Origin of the sequence: Pseudomonas sp. NCIMB 10586, assembly GCF_023127895.1 — a bacterium.
Taxonomy (GTDB): Bacteria; Pseudomonadota; Gammaproteobacteria; order Pseudomonadales; family Pseudomonadaceae; genus Aquipseudomonas; species Aquipseudomonas synxantha_A.
Map to the genome: position 1 here is coordinate 1 of NZ_SPKQ01000021.1, position 23,769 is coordinate 23,769.

Annotated in this window: 12 protein-coding genes; 9 read left to right on the forward strand and 3 right to left on the reverse strand. The window is 62.8% G+C overall.

The window, feature by feature from the left end:
* Window positions 1-136: 136 nt before the first annotated feature.
* Window positions 137-709, reverse strand: a complete 573-nt coding sequence (locus tag E4P01_RS11205) for a LuxR C-terminal-related transcriptional regulator (protein ID WP_216091204.1) — start codon at window positions 707-709, stop codon at window positions 137-139.
* Between the two features lie 130 nt (window positions 710-839).
* Between E4P01_RS11205 and E4P01_RS11210 the strand changes: the two genes are divergently transcribed.
* From E4P01_RS11210 to E4P01_RS11240, 7 genes are all read left to right on the forward strand, one after another.
* Window positions 840-2,018 (forward strand): acetyl-CoA acetyltransferase, encoded by a 1,179-nt coding sequence (locus tag E4P01_RS11210; RefSeq protein ID WP_078821075.1) that lies wholly within the window; start codon window positions 840-842, stop codon window positions 2,016-2,018.
* Between the two features lie 3 nt (window positions 2,019-2,021).
* On the forward strand, window positions 2,022-3,551 hold the full coding sequence (locus E4P01_RS11215) for an AMP-binding protein (RefSeq protein WP_005787563.1): 1,530 nt from the start codon (window positions 2,022-2,024) through the stop codon (window positions 3,549-3,551).
* Between the two features lie 33 nt (window positions 3,552-3,584).
* A complete protein-coding gene (locus tag E4P01_RS11220) occupies window positions 3,585-4,925 on the forward strand; it encodes an MFS transporter (RefSeq protein ID WP_078821077.1) in 1,341 nt (446 codons plus the stop codon).
* 173 nt (window positions 4,926-5,098) lie between these two features.
* The gene (locus E4P01_RS11225; protein ID WP_032876374.1) at window positions 5,099-5,575 is read left to right on the forward strand and encodes a YbjN domain-containing protein; all 477 of its coding nucleotides are present in this window, start codon (window positions 5,099-5,101) and stop codon (window positions 5,573-5,575) included.
* Between the two features lie 87 nt (window positions 5,576-5,662).
* Window positions 5,663-6,217, forward strand: a complete 555-nt coding sequence (locus E4P01_RS11230) for a histidine phosphatase family protein (protein ID WP_078821078.1) — start codon at window positions 5,663-5,665, stop codon at window positions 6,215-6,217.
* Window positions 6,218-6,262: 45 nt separating this feature from the next.
* Window positions 6,263-7,018: a precorrin-6A synthase (deacetylating) gene (cobF, locus tag E4P01_RS11235; RefSeq protein WP_005787570.1), complete on the forward strand. Its 756-nt coding sequence runs from the start codon at window positions 6,263-6,265 to the stop codon at window positions 7,016-7,018.
* A 10-nt stretch (window positions 7,019-7,028) separates the two neighbouring features.
* A complete protein-coding gene (locus E4P01_RS11240) occupies window positions 7,029-7,745 on the forward strand; it encodes an alpha/beta fold hydrolase (RefSeq protein WP_216091205.1) in 717 nt (238 codons plus the stop codon).
* Between the two features lie 28 nt (window positions 7,746-7,773).
* Here E4P01_RS11240 and E4P01_RS11245 read toward each other — a convergent pair whose 3' ends face one another.
* The gene (locus E4P01_RS11245; protein WP_216091206.1) at window positions 7,774-8,328 is read right to left on the reverse strand and encodes a hypothetical protein; all 555 of its coding nucleotides are present in this window, start codon (window positions 8,326-8,328) and stop codon (window positions 7,774-7,776) included.
* 72 nt (window positions 8,329-8,400) lie between these two features.
* Window positions 8,401-10,209 (reverse strand): monovalent cation:proton antiporter-2 (CPA2) family protein, encoded by a 1,809-nt coding sequence (locus E4P01_RS11250; protein ID WP_078821080.1) that lies wholly within the window; start codon window positions 10,207-10,209, stop codon window positions 8,401-8,403.
* Between the two features lie 329 nt (window positions 10,210-10,538).
* Between E4P01_RS11250 and E4P01_RS11255 the strand changes: the two genes are divergently transcribed.
* Window positions 10,539-21,929 carry an autotransporter-associated beta strand repeat-containing protein gene (locus E4P01_RS11255; protein ID WP_216091207.1) on the forward strand — a complete coding sequence of 3,797 codons (11,391 nt, stop codon included), beginning with the start codon at window positions 10,539-10,541 and terminating at the stop codon, window positions 21,927-21,929.
* A 260-nt stretch (window positions 21,930-22,189) separates the two neighbouring features.
* Window positions 22,190-23,743: a DUF726 domain-containing protein gene (locus E4P01_RS11260; protein WP_216091208.1), complete on the forward strand. Its 1,554-nt coding sequence runs from the start codon at window positions 22,190-22,192 to the stop codon at window positions 23,741-23,743.
* Window positions 23,744-23,769 lie beyond the last annotated feature (26 nt).

Consider the following 23,769-nt stretch of genomic DNA (forward strand, 5'->3'; position numbering starts at 1 on the left):
TTGACGGGGCGCCTAAGATCAAAAGCAGATCAAGATCAAGAGCGGCTCGCTTTGCATCGTGGTTACGGTCGGCAGCTACAACGTTGTGTAGATATCTATGATGTGGGAAGGCAACCTGCTCAATAGCCGTTACCTGTCACGCCACCATAATGATCTTCGATACCAACTCCACCACGGTCTTGGCCTGCAACTTCTTCATCAGCCGCGCCCGGTGCACTTCCACCGTGCGGTGGGAAATCGCCAGGCGCAGGGCGATTTCCTTGGACTTGAAACCATTGACGATGTGCATGGCGATTTCCCGCTCCCGCGGCGTGAGGTCGCCAGTGCCCTGATGCAGACGGTCCAGGCGTTCGAAGTGCCAGATCATCAGCTTGAACGGGTCTTTGGGGGTGAGGGTATAGCCGTGGGACTTGGCCCAGAACACTTCGCCATTGTGGTGCTGCATGAAGCGCTCATCGGAATAAAAGCCGTTGTCGCTGTCGAGCAGCCAGTCATGGCTGCGCTTGCCGATGGCATGGTAGTCGGCCTGGGACGGGTAGATCAGAAGGGTCAACTGATTGACCAGTGCCTGGCGTGTATAGCCGAACAGCTTCAGGAAGGCATCGTTGCAGTCGAGTATTACCCGGTCGCTGGTGACGATCTGCGGGGCAGGGGACAGCTTGAACGCCAGGCGTTCGAGGTCGGGAAATTGCTGTGCAAACGCGTTCATGGGGCATCCTGCCTCGTTGTTCAATGCCCTGGCGCGCTACTTACCCATGTAAGTAGTTACACGAATTGGCGCGGGACCAGGGGTGGGTCATTGTAAGTAAAGTCCGGATCAAGAACAGAAGAAATTGATTATGCCTGCTGATTGCGTCTCCATTGTTGCCGCTGGTCACTCCCGCTTTGGTCGCCTGGAAGGCACCACGCTGGAAGACCTGATCGTCCAGGTTACCCGTGAAGCCCTGAGCGACGCTGCGATTGATGCGTCGCAAATCGACGCGCTGTTCCTGGGGCATTTCAACTCTGGGCTGGTGCCCGACGGCTTTGCCGCCTCGTTGCTGTTGCAGGCCGACCCCGGGCTGCGTTTCAAACCTGCCACCCGCTGCGAAAACGCCTGCGCTTCGGGTTCGGCGGCGATCCAGGCGGGAGTCAATGCGATTCTCTCCGGCAGCGCCGAGTTGGTGCTGGTGGTGGGCGCCGAAAAGATGACTCACACCAGCACCGCCGCGGTCACCCAAGCCCTGGCCGGCGCCGGCTATCAGAACGACCCGGCCGAAGCCGGCCTGAGTTTCCCGCAATTGTTCGGCCGCGCCGCCCGCCAATACGCCGAGCGCTACCACTGCCCGCTGGGCTCGATGGCGGCCATCGCCACCAAAAACCACTCCAATGCCATGGCTAACCCGCTGGCGCAGATGCATCGGGAGATGAATTTCGAGCACTGCAACAACGTGTCCCAGAGCAACCCGTTCGTGGCCGACTCCCTGCGCCTGACGGACTGCTCGCTGATCAGCGACGGCGCCGCTGCGATCATCCTGGCGTCACCCAAACGTGCGCGAGCGTTTCGCCGCGAGGTGCAGATCCGGGCGATGACCCAGGTCAATGACACCTTGCCCATCGCCCAGCGCGACATCCTGGCCTTTGAAGGCCCGCAACGAGCGATCCATGCAGCGCTGCGCACAGCGAATGTGACCCTGGCAGACCTGAGTTTCGCCGAGGTGCACGACTGTTTCACCATTGCCGAGCTGCTGATCTACGAAGCCATGGGCCTGGCGCCCAAAGGCGAAGGGCATCGCGTGCTCGACAGCGGCGTGGTGCGTGCCGGCGGGCGCTTGCCGGTCAACCTTTCCGGCGGGCTCAAGGCCAAGGGGCATCCGGTCGGTGCAACGGGGGTGTCCATGCACGCCTTGGCGTTCCGGCAATTGACCGGCGAACCGATTGGCCTGGCGGTGCCCAACCCGGAGTTCGGCCTGGTGTTCAACATGGGCGGCATGGCGGTGGCCAACTACGCATCGGTCCTGCAGGCACGCCGGAGCTGAGCCATGAACATTGCCAACTGGCTGCACGACACCCAGCGTCGGGCCCCGCAACGCCCGGCGCTGTTCAACGGCACCACCCAAGTGGCCGACTACGCCACCTTCGCCGCCCACGTGCGCCAACGCGCCGCGCACCTGGTGGACCAGCACGGCCTGGTGCCGGGGGACGCGGTGGCGCTGCTGATGAAAAACAGCTGCGACTACCTGGAGTTGCTCTACGCCATCTGGTGGATGGGCGCCGTGGCAGTGCCGATCAATGCCAAACTGCATCCCAGCGAAGCGGCGTGGATTGCCGATAACGCCGAGGCACGCTTGATCTTTACCGATGGCGGCCGGGTGTTCTCATCGCGGGATTTGCCCCCGCGCTGCAAGGAGCTGGACGGCCACCTCTTACCTCCCAACACTGGCTGGCCGACCCTGGAACAACCGGTGCCACGCCACGACCAGGACCTCGCCTGGCTGTTCTATACCTCCGGCACGACAGGGCGCTCCAAGGGCGTGATGCTGTCCCACGGCAACCTGGTCGCCATGTCGCTGTGCTACGCCACAGATGTCGATGCGGTCAGCGCCGACGATGCGGCAGTGTATGCCGCGCCGATGTCCCACGGTGCTGGCCTGTATAACTTCATCCATGTGCGCTGCGGCGCACGCCACGTGGTGCCGGCCTCCCATGGCTTCGACGCCGCCGAGCTGTTCGGGCTGGCCGAGCAGGTGGGCAATGTGTCGCTGTTTGCCGCGCCGACCATGGTCAAGCGCATGGTCGAGCAGGCACGGCGCCAGGATTATCACGGCGCTGGCATCAAGACCATCGTGTATGGCGGCGGCCCGATGTACCTGGCCGATCTGCGTGAAGCCGCCGACACCTTCGGGCCGCGCCTGGTGCAGATCTACGGTCAGGGCGAGAGCCCCATGACCATCAGCGTGTTGCCCCGTGCAGTGATTGCCGATCGCCAACGCCCCGACTGGGCCAGCCTGGCCGCTTCGGTGGGCCACGCGCAGTCCTGTGTGGAAATCCGTATTCTCGATACTGCGCACCAGCCTTTGCCCACCGGCGAGCGCGGCGAAATCGCGGTGCGTGGCGCCACCGTGATGCAAGGCTACTGGCGCAACCCGCAGGCCACTGGCCAAACCTTGGTGGACGGCTGGCTGCTGACCGGTGATATCGGCTATCTCGACGCGGCCGGCTATCTGACCCTGACGGATCGCTCCAAGGACGTGATCATCAGCGGCGGCAGCAACGTCTACCCGCGTGAAGTCGAGGAAGTACTGGCCCAGCATCCGCAGGTGTTTGAGGTGTGCGTGGTGGGCGAGCCGGACGCTCAGTGGGGCGAGTCGGTGGTGGCATTTGTGGTGACGCGCAGCGGCCAGCCCCTGGATGAGGGCGAACTCACCGCCTGGTTCCTGGCGCGCATGGCCTCGTTCAAGAAACCGAAAAAATATGTGTGGCGCAGCGACTTGCCCAAGAACAGCTACGGCAAGATTCTCAAGACCGACTTGCGGCAGTGGTTGAAAGCAGCGAGTATCGCCGCGCTTTGACATGGATCGATAATCAGACAAGGAGTCCCCACGATGGGCAATCCCGCACAAGACACTGTCCGCAAGCGCCGCCGAGCGTTTCTGGGCGCCACCTCGGGCCACTTGATCGAGTGGTACGACTACGGCGTCTATGGGTTTCTCGCGGTCTATATCGGCCAGGCGTTCTTCGTCTCCGATGACCCCACCACCAGCCTGCTGGCCAGCTTCGCCGCGTTTGCCCTGAGCTTCTTTATCCGCCCTCTGGGTGGGCTGTTCTTCGGCCCGCTGGCGGACAAGATCGGCCGGCGCAAAACCCTGATCATGGCGCTGGTGATGATGACCGGTTCCACGGTGATGCTGGGGTTGTTGCCGACCTACGCCAGCCTGGGCATCGCCGCGCCGATCCTGCTGATCCTGGTGCGCTGCGTGCAGGGCTTCTCGGCGGGCGGCGAAATCGGCACGGTCACCAGCTTTATCTCCGAATACGCCGGGCCCGGTCGCCGCGGCTTCGCCACCTGCTGGTTGATGGTCACCGCTGTGCTCGGCCTGTTGCTGGGCGGCGCCGTGGCCAATGGCATGACCTGGGTGCTGGGCGCCGAGGTCATGCAGGAATGGGCCTGGCGCGTACCGTTCCTGATCGCTGCGCCCCTGGGCTTTATCTCCATGTACATCCGCCTCAAGCTTGAAGACAGCCCCGAGTTTTTAGCCCTGCAACGCGCCGGGCAAACCTCGCGGGCGCCGCTGCGGGAGGTCTGGCAGTGGAAGCGCGCGATTGCCCTGGTGTTCTTTATCATCACCTTGCACAGCTCGATCTTCTACCTGGTGCTGACCTTCGCCTCGACCTACATGGCCAAGATCCTCAAGTTCGACAGCGGCACCACCTTGCTCTACGTGTTCGTTGCCAGCTTCTCGGCCGCCTTCGTTATGCCGTTTGGCGGGGCATTTACCGATAAATACGGGCGCAAGCCGTTCCTGATGGTGATCGGCACGCTGGCGACCCTGGCGATGTTCTGGCTGTTCAAGTCGGCACCCACCGCGACCCCGGCGTCGTTCTTCGCACCGTTGATGGCGGTGGCGATTCTGTTCGGGCTGTATGCGTCGTCGACCTACGCGTTGATGAGTGAGCTGCTGCCGACGCGGATTCGCTCCACCGGCATTGCAGTGGCATACAACGTGCCGGTGGCGGTGTTTGGCGGCAGTGCGCCGTTGATTTCCACCTGGTTGATCAAGGTGACCGGGGACATTACTTCGCCGTGGTACTTCTACGTGGCCACCGGGGTGGTGTCGTTGGTGGCACTGGTGGTGTTGCGCAAGGAGGATTTTGTCGCCAGCGGTCATTCGGCGCTTGTGCCCGCCGATGTGGGAGGGGGCTTGCTCCCGAAGACGGCCTCATAGTCGACGCTTATCCAACTGATGCAGCACGATCCAAAAAAGGTGGCCAGCCGTTGTTGTGATGAGAATGGGTCATTTCCAATGAATTGACCCAAGGTTTTGGCGATGAGCTATACCTTAATCGGTTCGATGCTCGCACACCGCCTTAATCAATGATCAACAAGGAAGAGACCACTATGAGCGATGTTCAACTGATCACCAGCGTATCCATTCAAAGCCTCACCGAGCTGTTGCAGGAAGCCGGGTATCGGGTCAACCAGTCTGAGCAGAACGGCGTTGTGCAATTGCTCAGCGCCAGCCAGGGCATCGGTTTTGCCGTGCGCTTTGGCAACCCGGCGGCCGAGCAGGGCAGTTACGTGGACTTTACCTACAGCTGCGCCCTGCGGGTGCAGGGTGAATTGCCCGAGGGCCTGGCCCAGGTGTGGAATGCCTCGCGGCGCTTTGCGCGGTTGTCGGTGCAGGGTGAGTTTCTGTTGATGGAGATGGACGTGGTGGTGGCCGGTGTCGGCGCTTCGCATCTGCGTAGCCAGTTGGAACTGTGGGACCGCCTGTTGCAGGAATTTATCGTCTACCTGCGCGAATACAGCCAGCAAGCCGCGCAGTTGCAGGCTCAGGCCGCAGCCGCTCCGCTCAGTGAGAGTGCATCCGCCTGATTAAATGTGGGAGGGGGCAAGCCCCTCCCACAGGTACATCCTTCACACTGGGGGTGCAGTAACATACCGAAAACAGAGTGAAGTGCGATGCTCGCCACCCGTTTGACCCTGATCTGCCACGCCATCACCCCCCTGCAAAAACATGGGCGTTTTCCCGACGATGAGTCCGTCTCGATGGACTGGCAAAGTGCTGCTTGCTCCCTGGCCGGACGCTACAAAAAACAGCCACGCCTGCTCTGCGGCCCCGAAGCCAGGGCCCGCCAGACAGCCGGCTTGTTCGGCGCCCACGCCGAGGTTGAAGTGGCGTTGCGCGATGTTGATCTCGGTTTATGGAAAGGCCAGGACATCAGCCAACTCGATAGCCAGGAATTAAAGGCCTGGAGCGCCGACAGCACCCGCGCACCCCATGGCGGCGAGTCGGTGGATCAGCTCTGTGCGCGTGTGGGCCAATGGCTCGCATCGCTCGAAACCCACCCCGGCCATACAGTCGCCGTGACCCACCCGTTCGTGATTCGCGCCGCGATGCTCTCCGTCATGCAGTTCCCGGTCTCGATGTTCTATCGGATCGACGTCGAGCCCCTGTCGGCCACTGAGTTGCGCTTCAATGGCGTGTGGCGCCTGCGCCTGGAAACTCACGCCTGACGTGCAGATCATGGCAAAATCAACGCCCCGCACTGAGAGCACCCCATGAAACGCATCCTGATCATCGGCATTGGCGCCGGCAACCCTGACTACATCACGATGCAGGCCGTGAAGGCGCTGAACCGTACCGACGTGTTCTTCCTGATGGACAAGGGCCAGAGCAAGGACAAGCTGATCGACCTGCGCCGTGAGATCTGCCAGACCTACATCACCGAGCCCGGCTACCGTTTTGTCGAGGCCGATTGCCCTGAGCGCGTACGCGGTGACATCGACTACACCACCGCCGTGCAGGACCTTAACCGCGATAAGCAGCACACCTTCGAGCGCATGATCAACGAAGAAATGGCCGACGGTGAAGTGGGGGCGTTCCTGGCCTGGGGGGATCCTGCGCTGTACGACAGCACCATTCGTATCTTGCAGGCGATCCTGGCCAGTGGCCGGTGCGTGTTCGAGTTCGAGGTGATCCCCGGCATCACCAGCGTGCAGGCGCTGGCGGCCCAGCATAAGGTGCCGTTGAACCGTATCGGCAAGTCCGTCGAAATCACCACGGGACGTCGCCTGGCGGCGGGGCAGGCCAGTGATGCCGATACCCTGGTGGTGATGCTCGACGCAGAAGATTCCTACCGCAGCGTGGCGGATCAGGACCTGGATATTTACTGGGGCGCCTACCTGGGCACGCCTGACGAAATCCTGATCAGCGGTAAAGTGGCCCACGTGGCGCAAGAGATCGAACGGGTACGCAAGGCGGCGCGCCTGGAAAACGGCTGGATCATGGACACCTATTTGTTGCGCAAACCCTGAGGTAAATCCGATGCTCAAACAGCTTGCCCTCGCACTGGCCCTGGTGGCCGGCGCCGTTCATGCCGATACCGGCTTGCAGACCGACTTGCCGTTGTCCTACCTGGAACAAACCCAGAGCGATGCGCGCAATCAGCCGCTGGTGATCTTCCTGCATGGTTTTGGCAGCAACGAGGAAGATCTGTTTGGTATCAAGGACGCGTTGCCATCCACCTGGACCTACCTGTCAGTGCGTGCGCCGCTGCCGGTGGAACCGCACGGTTATCGTTGGTTTACCAAGACTGATGAGCCTGAGTACAACGGCGAGACCGATGAACTGTTCAGCAGCGCCCGACTGATCAAGGACTTTGTGGTCAAGGCCACGGCCAAGTACCACACCCAAAGCGATCGGGTATTCCTGGTGGGGTTCAGCCAAGGCGCGATCATGTCTTACGAGGTGGCCTTGCGTGAACCCGAGTTGGTACGCGGTATCGCCGCGCTCAGTGGCAGCGTGCTACCGGTACTCAGGTCTGCGCTGAAGCCTGATGCGTCCATGGGCAAACTGGCGATTTTTATCGGCCATGGCACTCTGGACCAGGCGCTGCCCTTCAGCTCGGCCACGCAGGCAGATAAGGTGCTGGTGGGGTTGGGGCTCAAGCCGGAGTTTCATGAATACCCGGGGATGAATCACACGATCAGCGAAGCGGAAGTGCAGGACTTGAAAGCCTGGCTAGAGAAAAGCTTGAAGTGAAATGCAGTAAAAAATGTGGGAGGGGCGGTTACTTGCCGCCCGTAATCTGCTTCACCAATGCCGCATGCCCCTTCACATCATCGGCCCGGGAAATCGCCTGGATCACCAGCAGATGGTTGCCGGAACCACCCAGGAACGTGGAGTTCAAGGTCTTGCCGCCGCCCTGGGTAGCGCTGCTGTCAACCTGGCGCAGGCCCAGGCCCTTGTAAGTGAGTTTCTTCTCGCCCAGCTTCTTGAAGTCGGGCAGGGCGGCGCTCTGGTCCTTGACGAAATCGGCCACGGCACCATCGAGGAACTGCGGGTCGTTATCCTTGATGGTTGCCCCATCGTTGCGCACGGTTTCGGCGACGATCACCACACTTTTCGTTGTCGAGTTGGCATACAGCGTGCCCTGGGTATCAGCGGTGCCGTCCTCAGCCTTGCCGGAGGGCAGGGCGTCAGCGCTGTAGGCCTTGGGCAGGTTGAAGGTGAACTTGCCACCCAGGGTGGAGATTTTTTGCGTGGTTGGCTTGGCGGCAGCGAACACGCTGCCGGCGGTAAGCGCGAGGGCCAGCAGCACTGCGGTCTTGGTGAACGTGGCCATGTGGCGCTCCAGGGATGAACGAAATTGCGGCGTATTCTGTCAGAAAATTCGCAATTTCGTTCATTCTCCATGTCACACCTTGTCGGACTCTTCCTCAAGTCTGTCCATCTCAAACAAGCGCGCCAGTTCCGTACGGGCTTCCTGAGCGGTTTGCATGACTTTGGCTGCATCGTCGTACACCGCGTGTTGCGCGGCGAGCACTTGCTGGTCGTGGGTCTTGAAGCGGTTGATGCGCGCGTCGGCCTGAGCCTGGCTCAAGCCAAGGCCGACCAGGGTGCGGCGGCTCATTTCCAGGCTGGAGTAGAAGGTTTCGCGCACCGGTGAAGCGTCCAGGTCCACCAAGCGGTGTACGTGCTGGCGGTTACGGGCACGGGCGATGATCTTCATGTGCGGGTAGAGGCTGCGCACCAGAGCGGCGGTCTTGATGTTGATCTCCGGATCGTCCATGGCAATGACGAAGAATTCCGCCTGATCGACCTTGGCCGCGTGGAGAATTTCCGGGCGCTGGGGGTCACCGTAGAACACCGGCATACCGCCAAAACTGCGGGTCAGCTCGATGGTTTCCACGGAGGTGTCGAGGGCGATAAACGAAATGTTCTGCGCCCGCAGGATCCGCGCCACAATCTGGCCCATCCGCCCCATGCCGGCAATGACCACGCGGGGCGCGTCGCTTTCGATGGCGCGGTATTCCTCCGGCACTTCCACCGACTTGACCTTGGGTTTGAACAGCTTCGGACACACCAGCAGCAACAGCGGGGTCAAGGCCATGGACAGGGTGATGGTCAGCACCAGCACATCGTAAAGGTGTGGTTCGAACAGGCCTTGGTCGCGGCCGATCTTGAACACCACGAAGGCGAATTCACCCCCTGCTGCCAGTACCACGCCGAGGCGCAAGGCGCTTTCGCGATTGAGATCGCCGACCATGCGGCCAACGGCGTACAGCAGGGGCAGTTTCAACCCGATCAACAGCAGGGTCAGGCCGATCACCACCAGCGGCGTACTGAGCAGCAGGCTGAGGTTGGCGCCCATGCCCACGCTGATAAAGAACAGCCCCAGCAGCAGGCCCTTGAAGGGTTCGATCTGGGATTCCAGTTCGTGGCGGTATTCCGAATCTGCCAGCAGCAGGCCGGCGAGGAACGCCCCCAGGGCCATGGACACGCCCACCAGCTCCATCAGCCAGGCGGTGCCGATCACCACCAGCAGCGCGGTGGCGGTGGATACTTCGCGCAGGCCGGTTTTGGCGACGATGCGAAACACCGGACGCAATAGGTAGCGCCCGCCGATGATCACCACGGCGATGCTGCCCAGTACCTGCAAGCCATGGCGCAGGCCCTCGGCTTCGGTGGTTGGGTGACTGCCACCGGCCAGCAAGGGTACGAGGGCGATCAGCGGGATGGCCGCGATGTCCTGAAACAGCAGGATGGCGAAAGCCAGACGCCCGTGGGGCTGGTTAAGCTCCTTGCGCTCGGCCAGGCTTTGCAGGCCAAACGCGGTGGAGGACAGCGCCAGGCCCAGGCCCAGCACGATGGCACTGTTCCATGGCTGGCCAAACAGCCACAGCGCCACCGCGCCCATGACCAACCCGGTGAGCAGCACCTGGGCCAGGCCGACACCGAACACGGCCTTGCGCATCACCCACAGGCGTTTGGGCGACAGCTCCAGGCCGATGATGAACAACAGCAGCACCACACCCAATTCAGAGAACTGCGCCACGCTTTGCGGGTTGCCGATCAGGCCGAGTACCGACGGGCCGATGATCACACCGGCAAACAGATAGCCCAGCACCGCACCTAGTTGCAGGCGCTTGGCCAGGGGCACGGTGAGCACGGCAGCGAGCAGGAACACTACGGCCGCTTGTAACAGGTTGCCTTCATGGGGCATTGCGAACTCCATTGTTTACTTGGATCAACGGCTAACTATTGCTGTGGCGAGGGAGATAGGGCGCTATTAGAACGCTTTTTCACATTTTGAAACTTGTATTTTTGTCGCGACAGTCAATGGATGTTGGTAGTTACCCCATTCGATCACGGGTTTTACGAAAGTATTAATACCATTTAATTCAATGACTTTTCCGTGGCTCTACTAACGTTTCGACAAACTGGATTGTTAGTCAACACGGTCAGGTATTTCGAATTCGATGCGTGTGGAAGGTTAAACCCGGGCTTTTTACGCATTCATGGACGAAACGCTTGCACCACAAGGAGTAGAACGTGGATAGAAGACTTGCGACTGCCGCTGTACCTCGTATTTCTGCGCTTTCTCTTGCTATCCGCCTGGGCGTGGCCGGTTTGGTCATGGGCTTGGCGAGCCCGGATGTGTTCGCTGCCTGTACCCCGGCAAGTCCTGCAGCCGGCGCGACGGTGACCTGTACGGGCGTGCCGTCATTGCCATTGTTCCTCAACACCTTCAGCAGCGCGGTCAACGACCTGACGGTCAACGTCAGCGCCGGAGCGCAACTCAATGCGACGCTGGGCGGCAAAGCGTTGACCCTGACGGGTAACAACGCGACGTTGAATAACTCCGGCACCATTGACCCGGCACTCCTGGGATTGGTTTCAGTGCTGAGCGGTGGCGTAGTGATCGGCAACACGGCAGCCAGCGCGTTGAACATCACCAACACCGCCACCGGCATCATGCGCGGTACCGGTGCGCTGCTCGGGCTCAACCTGGCCTCGCTCGATGGCATGGCCCTGAACGCCACCAACGGTGCAGGCGGCATCACCACCATCGTCAACAACGGCACCATCGGCTCTTCGTCCTTGCTCGGCCTGACCCTGTTCACTTCCGACACCCCAGTGGTGGCGGTGCAAGGCGGCGGGCAAGTCAACATGACCAACAACGGTACCCTGACCGGGCGCGTGGCGTTCGAAAGCTCCACCGCTGGTAACACTTTCCTCAACACCGGGACTATATCCGGCGGTGTGTCGATGGGGGCCGGTAGCACCAACACCTTCACCGCTGTCACCGGTTCAAGCGTAACGAACGGCGGCGGCATCGGCGCGAGCCTGGGCGGACTGCTCGGTGTAAACCTGACATTCGCGCCCACCGGCCAAGTGGATGGTGGCGCGCTGGGCAGCAACACCTTGATCTTGCAGAACACCACGGGTGTCGGCGGCGGTATCACGGGGACTGGCACAGCGTCGAGCGCCAACTATGTCAACTTCAACAACCTGACCATCAACAGCGGCACCTGGACCCTGCAAGGGCCTTTGGTCAGCGGCAGCACGACCCTCAATGGCGGCATTTCGCAGTTCAATAACAACACCACCTTCGGCACTGGTGTGTTGACCGTCAACGGCGGGACCATCGAGGCCACCGGCAATGGCTTGACCCTGTCCAATTTGCTGACCCTGGGCACTGGCGGCTTGACGGTGCAGGGTGCCTCGACCGGGCTGACCCTCAGCGGTGTGCTCTCGGGCGCGGGCGGCTTGACCAAGGCCGGTACCGGGCAACTGATCCTCAGCGGCGCCAATACTTACACAGGTGCGACGAACCTGGCCGGCGGTTCGGTGCAACTGGGCAATAACCTGGCCTTGAGCAGCAGCGCAGTGACGGTCAGTGCAGCCACCACCTTGCAGGCCCCCGGTACTGTCAGCCTGGGTAATGCGCTGACCCTGAACGGCAACCTGACCACCGACGTCGCCGGCGCGCTGACCTTGGGTGGTGCGATTTCCGGCACCAGTGGGATCACCCACAGCGGTGCGGGCAGCCTGACCCTCAATGGCGTCAACAGCGGCTACAGCGGCACCACCAGCCTGGGCGCCGGCACACTGGTGTTGGGCAATAACACCGCATTGGGCAGCGGTGGCTTGAGTGTGACGGGTGCCGCGAACCTTGATGCTGGCGGTGCGTCGTTACTCACCAACAACGTGGCGCTGGGCGCCAACCTGACGCTGACCGGCACCAACCCGCTGACGTTGGGCGGGGTGATGTCCGGCGCCGGCAGCTTGATCAAAACCGGTGCGGGCCTGTTGACCTTGACCGGCAACAACACCCGCACCGGGATTACCGCGCTGAATGCCGGTGGGCTGGTGGTAGGTTCCGCTACCGCGTTGGGCTCCGGAGCATTAAATGCGGCGGCGGGCACGACCCTGGACGCCAGCACGGCCGTCACCTTGACCAATGCGGTCAACCTGGCGGGCAACCTGGGCATCGGCGGCACCGCCGATCTGACCCTGAGCGGTGGCATCAATGGTGCCGGTAGCCTGACCAAAGCCGGCGCGGCCAACCTGATTCTCAGTGGCGCCAATGGCTTCCTGGGTGGCACCACCTTGAATGCAGGCACACTGACCGTCGGCAGCAACTCGGCGCTAGGCCTTGGCGACCTGACTGTCGGCGGCGCGGCGACTCTGGACAGCAGCGCGGCGGTTGCGCTGAGCAATGGCATTGTCCTCAATGCCGGGCTGACCGTTGGCGGCACCAATGCGCTGACCCTGGGCAATACGATCAGCGGCGCGGGCCCGCTGATCAAGGACGGCCTGGCCAATCTGACCCTCAACGGCACCAACACCTTCAGCGGTGGCGCCACCCTCAATGCCGGTACCTTGACCCTGGGCACATCGGGCGCGCTGGGCAGCGGCGCCTTGACGGTCGGCGGCGCAGCCACCCTGGATAACAGCGCGGCCTTCGGGATCGGCAACGACATTGCACTGAATGCCGACTTGAGCCTCGCGGGCAATAACGACCTGGCGCTGAACGGCGTGATCAGCGGCGCGGGTGCGCTGATCAAAAATGGCCTGGCCGATCTGGCGCTGTCGGGCAGCAACACCTTCACTGGCGTCGTGGATATCCTGTCTGGCAGCGTCACGCTGTTGAGCGCCGATGCCCTGGCGGGCAGTTCCGGCGCCAACGTGGCAGCCGGTGCGGCGCTGAACCTGAATGTCGATTCCAGCCTGGCCGGCCTCAGCGGCACGGGCGACGTGGCGGTGGGCGGTGGTTTCAATCTCACCGTAGGCGGCCTGAGCACCAGCAGTACCTTTGACGGTAGCCTCAGTGGCGCGGGTGGCTTGATCAAGGTCGGCACCGGCACGCTGGACCTCACCGGGATCAACGGCATCAGTGGTAACACGGCGATCAACGCAGGCACCTTGAACCTCACCGGTTCCCTGGGCAGTGCGGTGGTTGACGTGAATAGCGGCGGCACGCTGACCGGCAGCGGTTCGCTGTTGGGTGCGGTGAATATCAACAACGGCGGGCACTTGGCCCTGGGTAGCGGCGCGACCTTATCCGCCGGCAGCTTGAACATGAGCGCCGGCGGCAATCTGGATGTGGCCCTCGGTGCACCTTCGCTGACTTCGTTGCTGAATGTCGGTGGCAATGTGAACCTGGCCGGTAATCTGAACGTCAGCGATGCCGGTGGTTTCGGTGCCGGTGTGTATCGGTTGATCAACTACACCGGCAGCCTGGCCGGCGCATTGAACGTCAACAGCGTGCCGTTGGGCTATGGCCTGGGTGACCTGTTGGTACAAACCTCGGTGGGCAACCAGGTCAATCTGGTGGTGTCGGCACCGAACATCCGTTTCTGGGACGGCAGCAACACCGTGCCCAACGGCAGTGTTGACGGTGGCAGCGGCACCTGGACGGCGGGCGGCACCAACTGGACCTCGTCCGACGGCATTCTCAACCAGACGTGGGGCGGCGGTTTTGCGGTGTTCCAGGGCGCGGCGGGTACCGTCAGCGTGGAGGGTGCGCAGACCCTTACTGGCATGCAATTCGTCACCGATGGCTACAATCTGGTCAATGGCACCGTGGGGCAGTTGAGCACCGGCAGTGGCAACTTCGCGGTGCGTGTCGACCCGCTGGCAACCGCGACCATTGGCGTCGATATCACCGGGGCAGGTGCCTTGAATAAACTCGATACCGGCACACTGGTACTCGGTGGTGCCAACAGCTACACCGGCGGCACCTTGCTCGATGGCGGTACGTTGGTGGTCGGCAGTAACACCGCGCTGGGCACTGGCGCCCTGACCGCTGCGGCGGGTACCACGCTGGACAGCAATACCGCGGCAGCGCTTGGCAATGACGTCACCCTCAACGGCGACCTGAACCTGGCGGGCAGCAACGCGTTGGCGCTCAACGGCGTGATTGGCGGCACGGGCGGCTTGATCAAAAATGGCGCGGCCACTGTGACCCTGGGTGGCAGCAATACCTTCCTTGGCCCGGTGGCCTTGAATGCGGGTGGTCTGGTGCTGGCGGCCAATAGCGCGTTGGGCGCTGGCGTGCTCAATGCGGCAGGCGGTACAACCCTGGATGCAAGCACTGCGCTGAGCGTCAACAATGCAATCAACCTGGCGGGCAATCTGGGCATCGGCGGCACCGCCGACCTGGCCCTGACGGGGGCGATCAATGGCGCCGGCAGCCTGACTAAAGACGGCGCTGCCAACCTTACCCTGACGGGTGCCAATGCCTTTCTCGGCGGTACCACACTGAACGCCGGGACGCTGACCCTGGGCAATGCGGCGGCGCTGGGGCTGGGCAATCTGATCGTTGGTGGCGCCGCAACCCTGGATAACAATGCAGCCTTGACCATCGGTAACAATGCCGTCCTGAACGCGGCGCTGACCGTAGCCGGCAGCAACGACCTTACCCTGGGTGGCCTGCTCAGTGGCACTGGCGAGCTGGTCAAGAACGGCGCCGCCGACCTGACGCTCAACGGCGTCAACACTTATCAAGGCGGTACCACCCTCAATGCGGGCACCTTGACCCTCGGTACGGCAGCGGCGCTGGGTACCGGCGCCTTGACGGTCGGCGGTGCGGCCACCTTGGCCAACAGCACACCGCTGGTGCTGGCCAACGCGGTCAACCTCAATGCAGGCCTGACAGTGGGCGGTCTCAATAACAACCTGACCCTTGCGGGTGTACTGGCAGGCAGTGGTGACCTGATCAAAACCGGCACGGCTGATTTGAGCCTGACTGGCAACAACACCTTCAACGGCTTGTTCGATGTGCAATCGGGCAGCCTTACCACCGTGGGCAATGGGGCATTGGGTGTCGGTGCCGGCGTCAATCTGGCGGGCGGTACCTCCCTGAACCTGGGCGGTACCGCCAGCCTGAGCGCGCTCACCGGCACAGGGCTGGCGACAGTCGGGGCGGGCAGCACATTGAGCGTTGGCGGTAATAACCTCGACAGCACGTTCGACGGCGTATTGGCCGGGCTCGGCAACTTTGCCAAGGACGGCACGGGCGCCCTGACCCTCGGTGGCCTCAGCGCGCTCACCGGCGATACGCTGGTCAATGGTGGCAGCCTGCTCGTCAACGGCTCATTGGCCAGCGCCAATGTGAGCGTGGGCAGCGGCGCAACCCTGGGCGGCACCGGTACCTTGCTGGGCAATGTGGTCATCGCCGATGGCGGCCACCTGGCGGTCAACTCGGGCGCTACCCTGACCACCGGCTCGTTGTTGCTCAATGCCAACTCCAACCTGGATGCCGGCCTTGGCGCGCCATCCACCGGCGGTACGGCACTGGTACAGGTCAACGGCAACCTGACCCTGGACGGTACGCTCAACGTGAGTGATATCGGCGGCTTCGGCACCGGTATCTATCGCCTGATCGACTACACCGGCGGCCTGACCAACAACGGCCTGCAACTAGGCAGCCTGCCGGTGAATATCCCAGCCGCTGATCTGGACCTGCAAACCGCCATCGGCAACCAGGTCAACCTGTTGGTCAACGGCAGTACCAACGTGCAGTTCTGGGACGGCAGTCAAGTCACCGGCAACGGTGCCATCGAAGGCGGCAGCGGCACCTGGAGCGCAGGCACCGGCAACTGGACCGGCGTCAACGGCGCGTTCAATACAACCTGGGCGCCGAACAGCTTTGCGGTATTCCAGGGCACAGCGGGCACCGTCACCGTTGACGGCGCGCAAGCTATCACTGGGTTGCAGTTCGTCACGGATGGCTACAACCTGGCGGGTGGCACGGCGGGGGCCTTGACCCTGTTCAATGGCACCGGCGGCAACACCGCCGTGCGGGTCGACCCTGGCGTCACCGCGACCCTGGGCGTCACGCTCAATGGCGGCGGTACCCTGGCCAAGCTGGACACCGGCACCCTGGTACTCAACGGGGCCAACAGCTACACCGGTGGCACCGAGCTCAATGGCGGCACGCTGGTGGTCGGCAATGACAGTGCCCTGGGCAGTGGCGTGTTGACCACCGCCAATGGCACCACTTTGGACAGCAACGCTGCGGTCAACCTGGCCAACAATGTGAACGTCAACGGTACGTTGACTGTTGGCGGCAGCAACGCCTTGACCCTGGCCGGCACCGTGGCCGGCACCGGCAGCCTGATCAAAAATGGCATCGCCAACCTGACCCTCAGCGGTAACAACACCTACGCCGGGCCAACCGCACTCAACGCCGGCGCCTTGATCCTGGGCTCCAATAGCGCACTGGGCAGTGGCGCGTTGAACGCGGCAGCCGGTACCAGCCTCGACAGCAGCACCGCGGTGGCTTTGGCCAATACCCTGAACCTGGCCGGTAACCTGGACATTCTGGGAACTGCCGACCTGAGCTTGAACGGTGTGGTCAGTGGTGCCGGCGGCCTGACCAAAACCGGTGCGGGCAACCTGACCCTTAATGGCGCCAATGCCTATCTCGGTGGCACCCAACTGAACGCGGGGTCGTTGACCCTGGGCAACGCATCGGCCCTGGGCAGCGGTGCCCTGGCAGTCAATGGCGTCGCGACCCTGGATACCAGCGCTGCACTGGCCCTGGCCAATAACACCAGCCTGAATGCTGCGCTGACAGTCGGCGGCAGCAATGATCTGAGCCTTGATGGCGTAGTTGATGGCAGCGGTTCCCTGACCAAGGCCGGCGGCGCCAACCTGACGCTCAACGGCGCCAACAGCTACAGCGGTGACACAACCCTCAATGCCGGTACATTGACCTTGGGCAACGCCACGGCTCTGGGGTCGGGCGCCTTGACCGTCGGCGGGGCGGCGACCCTGGCCAACAGCACGCCGCTGGTGCTGGCCAACGCGGTCAATCTTAATGGCGACCTGACCGTCGCAGGCAGCAATAACCTGACCCTGGCCGGGGTACTGGCCGGCAATGCGGCGCTGATCAAAAATGGCGCAGCGGACCTGTTGCTGACAGGTAGCAATACCTTCAGCGGCCCGCTGACTGTGGCCGGCGGCAGCGTGACTACGTTGGGTAACGGCGCACTGGGCAGCACTTCCGGCGTTACTGTCGGCAGCGGCGCCAGCCTCAACCTGGGCGGCAATGCCAGTCTCAACACGCTGGCCGGCAACGGCACGGTGCAGGTGGCGGGCGGTAGCACGCTGGCGGTGGGCGGCAGCAACCTGGACAACACCTTTGGCGGTTCGCTGGGCGGTACCGGCGGCCTGGATAAAAACGGCAGCGGTGTGCTCAACCTGAGCGGCACCAATGGCATCAGCGGCGCAGCCAACGTCAACGGTGGCACCTTGAATGTCACAGGCTCGCTGGCCAGTGCCACGGTGGCGGTCAACAACGGCGCGACCCTGACCGGCAGCGGTGCTCTTGGTGGTGCCGTGACTGTCGCCGACGGCGGCCATATCGGCCTGAACACCGGCAGCACGCTGTCGGTGGGCTCGCTGGTGCTGGGCGGCAACTCCAATCTGGATGTCGGTCTAGGCACCCCAGTTGTGGGCGGCGGCACCGGGCTGCTGAATGTCGGCGGCGACCTGACCCTGGACGGCAACCTCAACGTTACCGATATCGGCGGCTTTGGCAGCGGCGTCTATAATCTCATCAACTACGGCGGGGCGCTTACCGACAACGGCCTGACCCTCGGCATACTGCCGGGCAGCGTGGTGCCGGGCGATCTGCAAGTGCAGACCGCCATCAGCAACAAGGTCAACCTGCTGGTGACTGCGCCTAACACTACCGTGCAGTTCTGGGATGGCAACAGCCTGATCGGTAACGGCGCGATTGACGGCGGCAACGGCACCTGGAGCACCGGCAATACCAACTGGACCAATGTCGACGGCACGCTCAACCAAGGCTGGACCAATAGTTTCGCAGTGTTCCAGGGCGCAGCCGGCAATGTGACGGTGGACGGCACGCAAAACATCACCGGCATGCAGTTTGTCACCGATGGCTACAACCTGGCCTCCGGCACGGCGGGTGTGCTTAACCTGGTCAATGGCGGCACCGGCAACACCGCGGTGCGCGTCGATCCGAACGTGACCGCCACCCTGGGCGTCACGCTCAATGGTGCCGGTACCCTGGCCAAGCTCGACAGCGGCACCCTGGTGCTCAACGGCGCCAATGGCTACACCGGCGGCACTACGCTCAATGGCGGCACCCTGGTGGTCGGCAACAACAGTGCCCTGGGCACCGGCGTACTGACTGCCGCGGCGGGCACCACCCTGGACAGCAACGCGGCAGTGAGCCTGGCCAATGCAGCTGCACTCAACGGCGCCCTGGCGATTGGCGGCAGCAACGCGCTGACCCTCACTGGTGGCATCAGCGGCAGCGGCAGCCTGGTGAAAAACGGCGCTGCAACCTTGACCCTCAACGGCACCAACAGCTACAGCGGCGGCACTGGCCTTAACGCCGGTCAACTGGTGCTGGGCAACAACGCCGCACTGGGCAGCGGTGCCCTGACTGTCGGCGGCGCTGCGCAACTGGATGGTGGTACTGACCTGCAACTGGCCAATGCCGTCAATCTGGGCGGCCCGCTGACCCTGGCCGGCAGCCATGACCTGGCCCTCAACGGCGTCGTCAGCGGCACCGGCAGCCTGGTGAAAAACGGCAGTGGCGCCTTGCTGCTGGCGGGTGCCAACACCTACGGCGGCGGCACCACGCTCAACGGTGGCACCACCACCGGTAACACCAACAGCCTGCAAGGCGCCATCGCCAACAATGCGGCATTGACCTTTGAGCAAGCCACCGACGGCACCTACACCGGCAACCTCACCGGCACCGGCGTACTGAACAAAACCGGCACCGGCGCGTTGCTGCTGACCGGTAACAACACCTTTACCGGCACTACCAACGTCAACACCGGCAGCCTGTTGGTCAACGGCACCTTGAACAGCGCTGCGGTGCAAGTTGCCGGCGGCGCGACCCTGGGTGGCAGCGGCACCTTGGGCGGTGCGGTGAGCATGGCGGACGGTTCGGTGCTCAAGGCGGGCTCGACGTCCCCACTGTCGGTGGGCTCGCTGGCCTTGTCGTCGGGCACCACGCTGGACTTCGCCCTCGGCGCACCGGGTGCTTCGAGCACTGCGGTGAATGTCGCTGGCAACCTGACCCTGGACGGAACGCTCAACGTCAGTGATGCCGGCGGCTTCGGTCTGGGCGTGTATCAACTGTTCCGCTATGGCGGCAGCTTGGTCGATAACGGCCTTACCTTTGGCACCTTGCCCGTCGCCTTGGGCAACGTGAGCCTGCAAACCGCGCTGGCCAACCAGCTCAACCTGGTGGTGCAAAATGCCCCAGGGCAGATCCAGTTCTGGAACGGCGGCACCACCAACCCCGACGGCACCATCACCGGTGGCAGCGGCACCTGGGGCCCGGGCACCAACTGGACCGACCCCACCGGTACCCAAGGGCAGGCGTCCACCAACCAGTTCGCGGTATTTGGCGGGCAGGGCGGCACCGTGACGGTTGTCGGTAACCAAGGCTTTACCGGCCTGCAATTCCTTGACGCCGGTTACACCCTGACGGCCGGCGCTGGGGGCAGCTTGAGCCCGACCAATGCGGCGGATGGCAGCCTGGCTGCGGTGCGGGTCAACTCCGGCGTGACCGCCCAGATCGATGCACCGCTGGTAGGAACCGGTGGGATCAACAAGTTGGATTCCGGCACGTTGCTGCTGACCGGCGCCAATACCTACACCGGCGGCACTACGGTCAGTGGCGGTACGCTGGTGGGCAATACCACCAGCCTGCAAGGCAGCATCCTCGACAACGCCAGTCTGGTATTTGCCCAAAGCAGTAATGGCCAATTCAACGGCACCTTGAGCGGCACCGGTGCGGTGGTCAAGCAAGGCACCGGTGCGCTGTTGCTGACCGGCAACCAGCCGTTCAGCGGGACCGTAGCGGTGCAAGAGGGCGTGCTGCAGGTGGGTAATGCGGCCAACCCAGGCGCGGTGCTCGGCGGCCAGGTCACCGTGGCCAACGGTGCGGGCCTGACCGGCAACGGCAGTGTCGGTTCGCTGGTCAACAACGGCTCAGTGACGCCTGACGGCGGCAAGTTGACCGTGGCCGGCAACTTCACCAACGCCAGCACGGGCGCGCTGAACCTGGTGATTACCCCATCCACCACCGGCTCCCTGGCCGTGGGCGGCACTGCCAACCTGGGCGGCACCTTGAATGTGATCAACCTGGCACCGTATGCCGGCGCGACCACCTACACCCTGCTGACTGCGGGCGCGGTCAACGGCACCTTTGCCACCACCAACCTGGAGAACCTGGCGTTCCTGACTACCGCGTTGAACTACAGCCCAACCCAGGTGGCACTGGCGGTCAGCCGCAACAACGTCAGCTATGCCAGTGTGGCGGCTACCGCTAACCAGCGCGGCGTGGCGGCGGCCTTGGGCAGCGGCGCAGCCGTCGGTGGCGTGGCGGTGCAGAACGCGTTGCTCAATTCTGACGTGGCAGGAGCGCGTGCAGCCTTCGACAGCTTGTCTGGCGAGATTCATGCCAGCACCGCCAGCGCGATGCTCGAAGATTCGCGTTACGTACGTGACGCGGTCAACGAGCGTATGCGCCAACCCGGTTGCTACCGCGAGGACGACCCACGCAATGCCCTGGCGCCAAGCGAAAACCGTCTGACCAGTGCCGGTTGCCACGGCGAGATGGTCGGTTGGATGCGCGTACTCGGCACCTGGGGCCATATGGGCGGTGACAGCAACACCGCCAAGCTGGACCGCAATCTCAGCGGCTTCCTGCTCGGCACCGACAAGCAAGTGGACGACGCCTGGCGCGTCGGTGTGGCCGCCGGCTACACCCGCAGTGATCTGGATGCCAAGCGCCGTAATTCCAGTGCCGATGTGGACAGCTACCACTTGATGGCCTACACCGCCTACCAGCAGGAAGCCTTCGCCGCACGCATGGGCGTGGCGTACAGCTGGCATGACATCGAAAGCAAACGCAACGTGGCGGTCGGCGGTGAGGGCCAACGCCTGAAAGCCGACTACAAGGCACGCAGTGCCCAGGTGTTCGGTGAAGTCGGCTACACCATTCAAACCGCCAGCGTGGCCCTGGAACCGTTCGCCGGCCTGGCCTACGTCAACTACGACAGCGATACGATCAAGGAAAAAGGCGGTTCGGCAGCCCTGCGTGGCGATGCCGACCAGAATATTACCTACTCGACCTTGGGCGTACGCATCGGCCAGACCCTTACCTTGGGCAACGGCTCGAAAATCACCCCACGGGGCAGCATCGGCTGGCGCCATGCCTTCGGCGATACCAAGCCTGACGCCGACCTGAGCTTCATCAATGGCGGTGGCTCGTTCAGCACCCAGGGCGTGCCGATTGCCAAGGACAGCGCGGTGGTGGAGGCGGGCCTGGACTACCAGATCAGCCAGAACGGCAAGCTGGGCCTGGGCTATTCGGGTCAACTCTCGCGCAACGACAAGGACCACGCGGTGACGGTGAGTTTCTCCCTCGGTTTTTGATCAAGGCCGAGTTTTTTCAACCGCCCGAAAGGGCGGTTTTTTTTTGAAGTAATACTGGTTCCTGAATGCACAGAGTTTATTGCTCACCCGCCAGGCTGAAGAATGTACACACAATTTCTTCCGGAGCGCGGCTGGTGTGGCGTGCTCGACTCGGGTTATTCCCGTTGTCCTGAACGTGGCTAACGCCCGTCAGGATTCACCTTCCTTGCGGGCACTGTTTGTTACTATCGCCATCCCTTGCCAACAGGAGTCACCGGCCCATGCAACACCAGTGGGATGAAATGCACCGCACCCGCAAGCCCACATTCGTTCTATGTGGCGAGCCCCAGGGGGATGTGCTCAATCTCTATGTTCACGGTTATTCGGCCTTCTTCAACCGCCAGCAACTGGGCAATTTCAAGGCACAACTGGCGGGTATCGAAGGCTCGACCAACCTGATGCTGTTCTGGCCGGCGGGGCACTTTCTGGAAAACTTGTTCGCGCCGTTCAAGGATGTGATCGCTTCGATGCTTGGCGGTGGTGGCCTGGGCGCAGCGACGGTGGGCGTCGGTAGGGCGATTGCCTATTTTCTTGACCATTACAAAAGTGTCGAGGCGCGGGTCGATGAAGTGGCCAGGACCTTGTTGCCTGAACTGGCCGGCTACCTGCACGACGAGGCGCTGCCGGTGCGGCGCATCAACCTGATCGGTCATTCCCTGGGCGCACGTATTCTGGTCAAGAGTCTGTTGGCCAGCCCCGATATCGCCCGCGAGCTGCCGTTGAATAACCTGTTGCTGATGGGCGGGGCGATCTGTACGTCAAGCCCTTGGGATGACGTGTCGGCGCCGCTCAAGGGCCGGCTGATCAACTGCCATTCCAGCAAGGACTGGGCGCTGGCCTTGAAGCCGGATAGCGAGCGCTGCATCGGCCGTTATGCGATTGACGTTACGCCTGCACTCAAGACCAAGGTCACCAATGTGCATCTGGCCAGCTTCGATCATGCCGCTTATTGGCCGCAATTGAAGACGGTGGTGCAGTACACCGACTTGTTGCAGGAGCGCCGTGGCCTGATCCGCGCCGACCTGCGCAGCAGCGAAGTGCGCTTTGCCGAAGAGGATGCCGAACTGTTCCCGGTGCTGGTGCAGGCGCGTCCTGAAGAGCTGAAGTTCCTCGCCGAGCTGATGGCGCAAAAGCGCAGTGCCTCGATCGACGCCAGTGTGCGTGAACCGCTGAAACTGGCCATCGAGTTGCAGCGCATGGGCGGTGACAGCTTCATGAACCTGGCCCGTGGTCACGGGGTGAGCTATCGCCAGATTGCCGAGGAGGTGGCGCAACGCCTGGGCATCAAGTTCGACGAGCCACTTGAAAGCGTGGTGCTGGCGGATATCGAAGCGCAGGTCGCTGAAAAACTGATCGAGCAGTACAAGGACAAACTCAGCCGCACCGACCGTCAGGCGTTCGACGCCGAACTCAAGGCTGCGGCGCAAAAAGAGCAGGGGCTGTTCACGCGCTTCGATGTGGGCCGCTCGGCCACCACCGCCTTGAGCGGTACCGCGCTGGCCGGGCTGACCGGGTTTATCCTGCGTCGGGGTGCAGCCACGGCGATTCCGGTGGTGGGCCAGGCGCTGGCTGCGGCGATGTTGCTGGTCAGCGGCGTGCGAGCGTTTTCCGGCCCGGCGTATTCGATCACCACCTTGGCGGTATTGGTGGTCGGTGTGATTCGTCAGCGCATGGAGCGCGAGGCGCTGAACCAGGAGCTGGACCTGGTTGTGCAAGTGGTAGAGGCCTTTGATTTGCCGCGAGATACGGTGATGCGCACAGTCGCGTCCGACTGATAAGCTGCTGCCCAAGCCTAGTGTAT